The organism is Terriglobia bacterium, from assembly GCA_036496425.1.
Taxonomy (GTDB): Bacteria; Acidobacteriota; Terriglobia; order 20CM-2-55-15; family 20CM-2-55-15; genus 20CM-2-55-15.
On sequence record DASXLG010000227.1, the window covers coordinates 1 to 2,459 of the forward strand.

Consider the following 2,459-nt stretch of genomic DNA (forward strand, 5'->3'; position numbering starts at 1 on the left):
GGACATCAGGACTTCCATAAAGAAGTTCGCCATGACGAGTTCGGAGTACATTCCGACGAATTCCTCCCGCAGCACACGGTTCAGCAGGTCGACATCGGCGGCGTGAACGCCAAAGCTGTCGTGGACCATCAAAAAATGCCGCAGGCCGTGGCTGTGGAGGCGATTCACCGTCAGCATCATGTGGGCGGCATCGAGAGAATGAACCAGGTGCGCGACGACGCCATTCACCTGTGCCCTCCAGTCGATTTTTCGTTTCGGATCCTCTACATGGAGGGTGACCCTCTTGTCAGCCGTGGTGATACGGATTTCCTTCGGTTCGCGGATCTCGTGAACCACGGGAAAACCAGCCGGCGAAGTCCATGCCATGCCCATTCCCGCCTTCGCAAGAGTGCGGGCAATCGCACGGAGCCATTTCATGATTCTGCCGGCTTCGACGGCGACGTCGGGAATGGTTTCCTCCAGGATTCTCGCCAGATACCGGGCACATTTCTCCGGGTCTTCGCAGGATTGGATGACCTTCGTATCGAGCAGTTGTCGGTAGATCGTTCCTCTCGTCGCGCCGTAGACGATGGTCATTGTTGCGGGCTTGACCAGGTCACGATCGATCTTGCCCAGCAATTGCCGGGCGGCTTCTCTATCGTCGCCTTGGCGGTATTGGGCATCGATCTGTATCTTGCTGCTGAGAATCTCGGCGACTTCGAGATAAATATCGTGCGGGTAATCATCCGGCACCAGGTTCACGGCGCTTCCGCCAAATGGATCGCGTCCCAGGGCACTCAAATGCTGGTACCCGTTACACGAGCCGTCCATGCTGATCGGTAAATGCGATCGGAAGCCGGGGCCGACCTCTCTATAGCGTTTCCACTCGAGACACGCCGCGAAGAACAGCCACGGCTTATCCGCTTTGTCCCGCAACGGGCAGTCACCGAGCGGATTGCCGGCGAACGCGAGGATTTCCTGTTCATGTTGATCGAACCACCCAATCCGTTCTTCGAAGGAGACTTTTTTCCCCTTCCAGAAGCAGTTGGCAATGTGGATCTTCAGCCAGTACGCGCCGCGCTCTCCCAACTCTTTACCTACCCCAAATTCGAGCAGCGACTTTCCCCAGTGGTTCGACTGCGGATGGATCAGTGGCGGCACGGGATAGGCGCGGCCGCGATGGTCTAACTGCCACGGAAAATAGATATGCAGCTCCCGAAGGAACCGCTCCGCCGACGGCATGCGCAAGGCCATGAGGTGTTTGTGGGCTCGAAGTTCGCCGGCGGTAAATGTTTGCAATCCGAAAGACCGCTGGCCTGATTCGCAAACCCGGCGCATGATTTCGCAGACGCCATTATTAAGGCGGTAGTCGGTATTCTGCAGCGCATTGACGGCAACCAGGACCCTTGAGAAGTCCGCCTTCCGAAACAGTTTTTGCGCCCTGCCGCGGGGTTCATCCTTCAGAAGTTTCAAGGGCACCCGGAGATAGCCGCCGTCCGCGGAGTGCGAGGTAAAGGGACGTGGCGGAACGACCATCGGCGCGTAAACCGGAGCGGGTAGCGACGCCAGCGCCGATGGATGATTGGCGAGCCACTCGGCGGCCGCCGGCGTGAGCGCAATCCGCTCGGTCGTTGTCATGCGTTTCCCGACGCCCTCCCGGGTCATCTTCACCTCGAAGATCGGCTGACCGGCGAATCGGGCATGCTGAAGAGCCAGTGAAACGTTTTTTTCACCGAGATGATGAGAGATGCGGTCCGTGTCCCAGTCGTCCTTATTGTCGAGCCTTCGAGTGTACTCGTCGGCCCGCCGCCGGGCATTGCGGTTGTTATTGCGTGAGCGCAATTGCAGGGCGACATCCACGCCTCTCTGTTCAGCGCAATCCAACATTCTTTCAATCCGGCACCACTCACCGATGTCATATGCAACGGGCGTGCGCGGCGGCGCCACACCATCTTCACTTTGGGACCTGCAGATCCAGTTCACCAAAGTAGAGAGAGTGATCAGAGCATGTTGTTCCGCACTGAGCGACAAGAATGGCGTTCCCCAGATCGGCAGCTTCCGGTATTCGGAAGTCTGCAATTGCATTTGCAGTTCGCGGATCGCACTCGACAGCGAGTCCAGGCAATTACCGACCAGATCTTTCGCCGGCCTGAAGTCCGTCGCGAGCTGAAAATCGCGGTTTTTGGCATGGCGAAGGCTGGCGTCGTACACCATATTCGTCTCGAATCGTATTTGTCGCTCTATGTCGTTCATACCTAACGGGATAGTGAAAAATGTAACAAATAATGACCTCCTATGAGATAGAAGAGCAAGAAAAATCGCTCGAAAATCTCTAATCCAAAAGAAAGGAGGACAAAACCATGAAAGGAAAATCGACTCCCACTCAGATCAAGGCCAAACTTGGTCTGCACAGGGTTTCGGATACCGACACGGTCAAGGCGCTCATGACGGCGTACGAAGGCCTGTTGAACAATCCGAAA

General features: G+C 56.5%; 1 protein-coding gene. It reads right to left on the bottom strand.

The genetic code is table 11. From position 1 onward, the window contains the following. Window positions 1-2,232, bottom strand: a 2,232-nt coding sequence (locus tag VGK48_16250) for a DNA-directed RNA polymerase (GenBank protein ID HEY2382727.1), incomplete at its 3' end; no start/stop codon positions are given. Window positions 2,233-2,459: the final 227 nt, after the last annotated feature.